The sequence below is a fragment of the Micromonospora sp. ANENR4 genome, from assembly GCF_015354395.1.
Taxonomy (GTDB): domain Bacteria; phylum Actinomycetota; class Actinomycetes; order Mycobacteriales; family Micromonosporaceae; genus Micromonospora; species Micromonospora aurantiaca.
The window spans coordinates 51938-59463 of sequence record NZ_JADKYQ010000025.1 but is presented as its reverse complement, the minus strand read 5'-3'; the positions used below and the strand labels follow the sequence as shown (position 1 = coordinate 59463).

Below are 7526 nucleotides of genomic sequence, written 5' to 3'. Positions count from 1 at the left end.
GCTAACCAGCGGAACCCCCGTTTGGGGCAACCTCTCCAACCTACTCGGTCTTGCTTCCGTCGTCAACCTCGTGTTCGAGGTGATCAACTTGGCTCGACCAGACCCACGCTGACGCTCACCGTTTCCGGTGGTCGCTGCTCTCGTGGGTTTCGGCGGACCGGCCGGCGTCGCTCTCGCGACCACCCGCCCGGCTCCCTGCCGGCTTTCGAACTCTACCCGGTCGGCTTCGCGTTTGCAACTCCGTGTCCCGGAGTGCCGAGCACCGCCCGAATCTCAGTCTGGCTCGGCGTCACCGCCACCAGCCTGGCGCCCGTTCTCGGCCGGTTTGCCCGGCCTCCCGCGTGCAGAGAGAAAGTTACGCGGACCCGCCTCAGAAGGCAAATCAATGATCGTCATTGGGTGAACGTCGGCCGTTTCCGCGGCGAGCCACGGTCGAAGGGGTCGTCCGGTGCGGTGCCGTGCCAGAGTGGTCGGCATGGATGATCCGTCCCCGGTCCCGGCCGTCGCCGAGGACGCTCTGCTCGGCCTCCTGCTGCCGTTCTGGCAGTTGGTGATCGGGGCCGTCGTGCTCGCCGTACTGGTGCTGTCGATCAGGCGCCTGGCCCGGCGCGGCCCCTCCCGGATGACCACCGCTCTCCTGGTCACTGCGGCGGCGATCGCCGGGATCGCCGCCCTGGGCCTGCTCTTCGGGGGCTGACCTCGGCTCAGAGCCGGCGGTTGGCCAGGCTGGGCAGCTCGGCGCGGATCGTCCGCAGGCGCTCCAGGTCGATCTCGGTGACCGCCAGCCCGGGGCCGTCGGCGACCTGGCTCAGCACGGTCCCCCACGGGTCGACCACCATGCTGCGCCCGAAGCAGGTCCGGCCCGGGTCGTGGTCACCTGTCTGTCCGGCCGCCGCCACGAAACACTGGTTCTCGATCGCCCGGGCCCGCAGCAGCACCTCCCAGTGGTCCCGCCCGGTGTGCATCATGAACGCCGCCGGCACCACGAGCAGTTCGGCGCCGCCGTCGGTCGCGAGCTGCCGGTACAGCTCCGGGAACCGCAGGTCGTAACAGATGGACAGACCGACCCGCAGGCCCTCGACGTCGACCACCACGGGCTTCTCGCCCGGCGCGACGGTTGCCGACTCGAGGTAGGAGACGCGGCCGGGGATCTCCACGTCGTACAGGTGGATTTTGCGGTAGGTGGCGGCGAGCGCGCCCTCGCGGTCGAAGACCAGCGAGGTGTTCCAGGTGTGCGCCGGGTCCGGACCGGCCTCGTGGAACGAGCCGGCGATCACCCACATGCCCAGCCGGCGGGCGGTCTCCGCGAAGAACCGCCCCACGGTCCCGTCGACCGGCTCGGCGGGCGGCATCCGGTCGGCGTGACCGAGGTAGTCGACGTACTCCGGAAGGAGGGCGAGATCCGCGCCCGCCGCCGCGGCCCTGACCAGCAGGGCCTCGGCGGCGGCGAGGTTCGCCGCCCGGTCGTCGCGGGCGTTGAGCTGGCAGACGGCGACGCGCATGACCCGAGGGTACGGGCGGAAGCGGGCGCGCGACAGGGCTCAGACGCTGGACAGGACGAGCGCCGCCGCGGCGAAGCCGAGCCCGGCCACCTGTGCCGGCCGGAGCCGTTCCCGGTCGACGGCGAGCGCGAGCAGGACGGTGCTCGCCGGGTAGAGCGAGGCGATGGCGGCCACCACGCTCAGGTGCCCCCGGCCCGCCGCGGCGAGGAACAGCGCGTTCGCGGCGGAGTCGAGCAGGCCGGCGGTCGCGGCCCAGCCGAGGACGCGCCGCCCCAGTCGCAGGCGTGCGCCGGTGCGGACGGCGAGCGCGAGGCCGAACGCGATCGAGCTGACGCGTACCGCCAGAACCGGCCACATGCCGGCCGCCTCGTCGGCCTGGCCGAGCAGCGCGAAGAAGACGCCGAAGAGCAGCCCGGCGGCCAGTGCCATGCCGATCACGCGGCCGGAGACGCGGCGTGCCGCTCCGCGCTCTCCCAGGCTGACCAGGCCGATGGCGACCACGGCGAGCCCGGCGCCGCCGAGCGCTACGGCACCCGGCGAGTGCGCGAGGACCAGGCCGGCGACGATCGGCACGATCGCCGCGGTGATCGCGGTGACCGGCGCGACGACTGCCATCACGCCGGTGGCGAGCGCGCGGTAGAGCAGCATGACGCCGCCCGCGCCGGCTACCCCGGCGAGCAGGCCCCAGCCCAGGTCGAGTGGGCTCGGCGTGCCGGGCACCACGAGGACGAGGACGAGCAGCAGCGGAACGCTGAGGATCTGCGACACCACGGTCACGGCGATCGGGTCGGCGCGCCGGGACGCCTTGCCGCCGGCGAAGTCGGCGGTGCCGAAGGCGAGCGCGGAAACGGCGGCGAGGACAATGGGGAGCACCCCGCAGTCGTACCACAATAGTGACCGTGAAGGACAGTGTGATGACCGAGACCGGTGGACGGGTCGGCGCGGTGACCTCAGCCGTCGCCCGCCAGGTACGTGAGCTGCGAGCGGCGCGGGGCTGGTCGTTCGAGGAGCTGGCCGGCCGGTCCGGGGTCAGCAAGGGCATGCTGGTGCAGATCGAGGGGGCGCGCACCAATCCGAGCATCGGCACGCTCTGCCGGGTCGCCGACGCGTTCGGCGTCAGCATCGCCCGGCTGCTGGAGCCGGCGGAACAGAGCACGGTACGGGTCAGTGCGGCGGACGAGGCGCCGGTGCTGTGGCGCGGCCCGCACGGCGGCCTGGCGCGTCTGCTCAGCGGACTCGGCGAACCCGACCTGGTCGAGCTGTGGGACTGGCGGATGGAACCCGGGGAGGCGTTGCGCTCCTCGGACCACGCCCACGGCACCCGGGAGATCCTGCACGTGCTCGACGGCACCGCGACGGTCACCGTCGACGGTGTCGACCACGAGGTACGCGCCGGTGAGACGGTCGAGTTCCACGCCGACCGGGAGCACGGCTACCGCACTGCCGGTGACGGGCCGGTGCGCCTGATGATGGTGGTGGTCACCCCGTCGGGCGAGTGGGACCGGCGGACCCGTTCACGCGGACCGCGCCCGAGCTGACCCGGGCGCGGTCGCGACGGCGATCAGGCCGATTTCTCCTCGCGGTCCCGCCGGCGCCGGCCGGTGAACTCGCGGGGCACGATCGTCGGGTTGACGTTCTCCAGGACGACCTCGCGGGTGATCAGCACCCGGGCGGCGTCGGGGTTGCTCGGCACCTCGTACATCACGGAGAGGAGCACCTCTTCCATGATCGCCCGCAGGCCGCGGGCGCCGGTGCCGCGGAGCATGGCCTGGTCGGCGATGGCCTCCAGCGCGGGCTGCTCGAACTCCAGCTCGACGCCGTCGAGCTCGAACAGGCGCTGGTACTGCCGGACCAGCGCGTTGCGCGGCTCGGTCAGGATCCGCACCAGGGCCGAGCGGTCGAGGCTGCGCACGTTGGTGATCACCGGAAGCCGGCCGATGAACTCGGGGATGAGCCCGAACTTCAGCATGTCCTCCGGCATGACCTGGCTGAAGATGTCGTCGGTCGACCGCTCGGACACCGACCGGAGCCGCGCGCCGAAGCCGGTGCCGCCGGAGCCGGTGCGGGCCTCGATGATCTGGTCGAGCCCGGCGAACGCGCCACCGCAGATGAACAGCACGTTCGTGGTGTCGATCTGGATGAACTCCTGGTGCGGGTGCTTGCGCCCGCCCTGCGGCGGCACGTTGGCGACGGTGCCCTCGAGCATCTTCAGCAGCGCCTGCTGCACACCCTCCCCGGAGACGTCACGGGTGATCGACGGGTTCTCCGACTTGCGGGCGATCTTGTCGACCTCGTCGATGTAGATGATGCCGGTCTCGGCGCGCTTGATGTCGTAGTCGGCGGCCTGGATCAGCTTCAGCAGGATGTTCTCGACGTCCTCGCCGACGTAGCCCGCCTCGGTGAGCGCGGTGGCGTCCGCGATCGCGAACGGGACGTTGAGCATCCGGGCGAGCGTCTGCGCCAGGTGCGTCTTGCCGCAGCCCGTCGGGCCGAGCAGCAGGATGTTCGACTTGGCCAGCTCGACGCCGTCGGTGCCGGAGCCCGGCGCTCCAGCGGCCTCGGCCTGGATCCGCTTGTAGTGGTTGTAGACCGCGACGGCGAGCGCCTTCTTGGCCTGCTCCTGACCGACGACGTAGTTGTCGAGGAACTGGCAGATCTCCATCGGCTTGGGAAGCTCTTCCCACTTCACCTCGCCGGACTCGGCCAGCTCCTCTTCGATGATCTCGTTGCAGAGGTCGATGCACTCGTCGCAGATGTAGACACCAGGGCCCGCGATGAGCTTCTTGACCTGCTTCTGCGACTTGCCGCAGAACGAGCATTTCAGTAGGTCGCCGCCGTCACCGATCCGTGCCACCTACGTTCTCCCTGCACTCGTCGGCCGGAACGCCGGCCCTGACCTGCGAGCGCCGGAGCGCCCGTCCGTCCTGTCGTCCCACCATGCTGTCGGCTCCACCTGATCCGACCGGCGGAGCGGTACAGACCCGACGTTACCCGGTGGCCGGGTTTTCTCCGACCCCCAAAACGGGTGTGTCAGAGGTCGACCGGGAACGATACCCCGACCGACCTCCGACCACACGTTGCTCAGCCCGCGGCGTGTGACGCCAGCAGACCCTTCTTGCGGCTGGTCAGGATCGTGTCGACCAGCCCGTACTCCTTGGACTCCTCGGCCGTCATGATCTTGTCACGGTCGATGTCCTTGCGGACCTGCTCGATCGGGCGGTTGCAGTGCCGGGAGAGCATGTCCTCCAGCTGCGTCCGCATCCGCAGGATCTCCCGCGCCTGGATCTCGATGTCCGAGCCCTGGCCGTAACCGCCCTCGGTGGCCGGCTGGTGGATGATGATCCGCGAGTTCGGCAGCGCCATCCGCTTGCCCGGGGTGCCGGCCGAAAGCAAAACCGCCGCCGCGCTGGCCGCCTGCCCGAGGCAGACGGTCTGGATGTCCGGCCGGACGTACTGCATGGTGTCGTAGATCGCCGTCATGGCCGTGAAGGAGCCACCGGGCGAGTTGATGTACATGATGATGTCGCGGTCCGGGTCGGTGCCCTCCAGCGTCAGCAGCTGGGCCATCACGTCGTTCGCCGACGCGTCGTCCACCTGCACGCCGAGGAAGATGATCCGGTCCTCGAAGAGCTTGTTGTACGGGTTGGACTCCTTCATCCCGTACGACGTGCGCTCGACGAACGACGGAAGGACGTAGCGGTTGTGCACGGCCGCGAACTGGGGCGGCAGGCTCAGGTCGGTCATCGTCAGCTCCTCGCTCAGCTCAGGGTCCCGGCGCCATCCGGAACCTGGGCGGCCCCGATGATCACCTTGTCGATGAAGCCGTAGTCCATGGCCTCCTGGGCGGTGAACCAACGGTCGCGGTCCGAGTCGGCCTCGATCTGCTCCTGGGACTGGCCGGTGTGGAACGCGACCCGCTCCTGGAACATCCGCTTGGTGTAGAGCATCTGCTCGGCCTGGATCGCGATGTCCGACGCGGTGCCGCCGAGACCGCCCGAGGGCTGGTGCATCATGATCCGCGCGTGCGGCAGGGCGTAGCGCTTGCCCTTGGTGCCGGCGCAGAGCAGCAGCTGGCCCATGGAGGCCGCCATGCCCATCGCCACTGTCGAGACGTCGTTGTCGATGTACTGCATGGTGTCGTAGATCGCCATGCCGGAGTAGACCGAGCCACCCGGCGAGTTGATCCAGAGGAAGATGTCGCGGTCCGGGTCCTCCGCGGCGAGCAGCAGGAGCTGCGCGCAGATGCGGTTGGCCACCTGGTCGTTCACCTCGCTGCCGAGGAAGATGATCCGTTCCTTGAGCAACCGGTTGTAGACCGAGTCGTCGAGGTTGCCAATGGAGTCGCCACCGCGGGCCTCGTTCACCCGGAGCGACTTCTTGGGGATGTGCATGTCGGTCATGGCAGCCCTTCGCTCTCCGTACCGTCCTACCCGACACTAACCGCTCAGCCGGGAGGCGTACTCCCGGTCGGGGCACTGTTCGCTCTCAGCGCAGTCACCCGCACGGCGTACCCCGGAAAGGGTTTCGGCCGCCTCCCGGCGCGCAGCGCGGGACGGCGGCCGACACCCCCGATGATCAGTGCTGGTGGTCGTGCTCGGCCTCGTTCTGGGCCCGCAGCGCGTCGAGGGAGACCTCGTTGCCCGCCGAGTCCTTGATCTTGATCTTCTCCATCACCGCGGCGAGCGCCTTGCCCCGGCGGACGTCGCCGAAGACGGCAGCGGCGGCACCGGAGCGGACCAGCTGGTCGTAGTACTGCTGCGGGGCCATGCCGGCACGCTGCGCCCGGTGCACGATCTCGTGACCGAACTCGTCGTCGGAGACCTGCACGTCCTCGGCGTCGGCCAGCGTGTCCAGCAGAAGCTGGATCTTGACGCCGTCGGTCGCCGCCTCGGTCAGCTCGGTGTCGATCTGCTCCTCGGTCTTCTCCTCCGCCGCGAGGTATTCCTCCAGGGAGGCGCCGATGCGCTCGAGCTGGTCGACCATCGCGGCCTTGCGGCTCTCGACCTCCTCCTTGACGACGCCCTCGGGCGCCGGCACCTCGGCGGCGGCCACCATCTGCTCCAGGGCCTTGTCACGGGCGGCGTAGATCTGCTCGACCTGCTTGCCCCGGGTGACCCGCTCCCGCAGGTCGCCGCGCAGCTCGTCGATGGTGTCGAACTCGCTGGCCATCTGCGCGAAGTCGTCGTTGAGCTCGGGGAGCTCCTTCTCCTTGACCGTGCGGACGGTCACCGCCACGTCGGCGTCGCGGCCGGCGTAGTCGCCGCCGACGAGCTGCGTGGTGAAGGTGGTGCTGTCGCCGGCGGCCAGGCCGACCAGCGCCTCGTCCAGACCCGGCAGGAGCTGCTTGCTGCCCACCTCGTGCGAGATGTTGCTCGCCGAACCGCCCGGGACCTCCTCGCCGTCGACGGTGGCGTTGAGGTCGATCTGCACGAAGTCGCCCTCCTGGGCGGCCCGCTCGACGGTCTTCAGCGTGGCGAAGCGCTCGCGCAGGCTGTTGATCTGCTCGTCGATCTCGCTGTCGGCGATCTGGATCTCGTCGACGGTCACCTCGATGGTGGCCGGGTCCGGCAGGGTGATCTCCGGCCGGACGTCCACCTCGGCGGTGAAGTTGAGCGTGTCACCGTCGTTGAACTCGGTGATGTCGACCTCGGGACGGCCCAGCGTCTTCAGGTCGTGCTCCCGGACCGCGGCCAGGATGTTCTGCGGGATGGCCTCCTGGATCGCCTCGTTGAGGACGGTCCCCCGGCCCACCCGCTGGTCGATCACCGCGCTGGGAACCTTGCCCCGGCGGAAGCCGGGAACCTGGACCTGCTGGCCGATCTCCCGGTACGCCTTCTTGAGGCTCGGCTCGAGCTCGACGAACGGCACCTCGATGGCGAGCCGCACGCGCGTCGGGCTCAGAGTCTCGACGGTGCTCTTCACAGGCGTACTCCTTGACGGATCTGGGTGTTGAGTCTGGGGCGTGATTGCGCGCATCGAGTGTAGGCGAGCCGGCCGACGGCATCGGCAGGGCCCGGGCACCGC

The 7526-nt window shown here is 69.9% G+C and carries 8 protein-coding genes; 2 read left to right on the top strand and 6 right to left on the bottom strand.

Annotated elements, in window-relative coordinates:
- The first annotated feature begins 475 nt into the window (after positions 1-475).
- Positions 476-697, top strand: coding sequence for a hypothetical protein (locus IRY44_RS29610; protein WP_013288029.1), 222 nt, complete (start codon positions 476-478; stop codon positions 695-697).
- A 7-nt stretch (positions 698-704) separates the two neighbouring features.
- On the opposite strand, the gene IRY44_RS29605 is transcribed toward IRY44_RS29610, so the two are convergent.
- Both IRY44_RS29605 and IRY44_RS29600 read right to left on the bottom strand, forming a co-directional pair.
- Positions 705-1502, bottom strand: coding sequence for a carbon-nitrogen hydrolase family protein (locus tag IRY44_RS29605; RefSeq protein ID WP_194803424.1), 798 nt, complete (start codon positions 1500-1502; stop codon positions 705-707).
- 39 nt (positions 1503-1541) lie between these two features.
- The gene (locus IRY44_RS29600) at positions 1542-2375 is read right to left on the bottom strand and encodes an EamA family transporter (protein ID WP_151013689.1); all 834 of its coding nucleotides are present in this window, start codon (positions 2373-2375) and stop codon (positions 1542-1544) included.
- 41 nt (positions 2376-2416) lie between these two features.
- On the opposite strand from IRY44_RS29600, the gene IRY44_RS29595 reads away from it, so the two are divergent.
- On the top strand, positions 2417-3040 hold the full coding sequence (locus IRY44_RS29595; RefSeq protein ID WP_194803423.1) for an XRE family transcriptional regulator: 624 nt from the start codon (positions 2417-2419) through the stop codon (positions 3038-3040).
- A 23-nt stretch (positions 3041-3063) separates the two neighbouring features.
- Here IRY44_RS29595 and clpX read toward each other — a convergent pair whose 3' ends face one another.
- From clpX to tig, 4 genes are all read right to left on the bottom strand, one after another.
- The gene (gene clpX / locus IRY44_RS29590) at positions 3064-4356 is read right to left on the bottom strand and encodes an ATP-dependent Clp protease ATP-binding subunit ClpX (RefSeq protein ID WP_013288033.1); all 1293 of its coding nucleotides are present in this window, start codon (positions 4354-4356) and stop codon (positions 3064-3066) included.
- Positions 4357-4583: 227 nt separating this feature from the next.
- Positions 4584-5246: an ATP-dependent Clp protease proteolytic subunit gene (locus IRY44_RS29585; protein ID WP_013288034.1), complete on the bottom strand. Its 663-nt coding sequence runs from the start codon at positions 5244-5246 to the stop codon at positions 4584-4586.
- 14 nt (positions 5247-5260) lie between these two features.
- A complete protein-coding gene (locus tag IRY44_RS29580) occupies positions 5261-5902 on the bottom strand; it encodes an ATP-dependent Clp protease proteolytic subunit (protein ID WP_018786886.1) in 642 nt (213 codons plus the stop codon).
- A gap of 175 nt (positions 5903-6077) precedes the next feature.
- Positions 6078-7424 (bottom strand): trigger factor, encoded by a 1347-nt coding sequence (gene tig, locus IRY44_RS29575; protein WP_167796927.1) that lies wholly within the window; start codon positions 7422-7424, stop codon positions 6078-6080.
- Between the last annotated feature and the right edge of the window lie 102 nt (positions 7425-7526).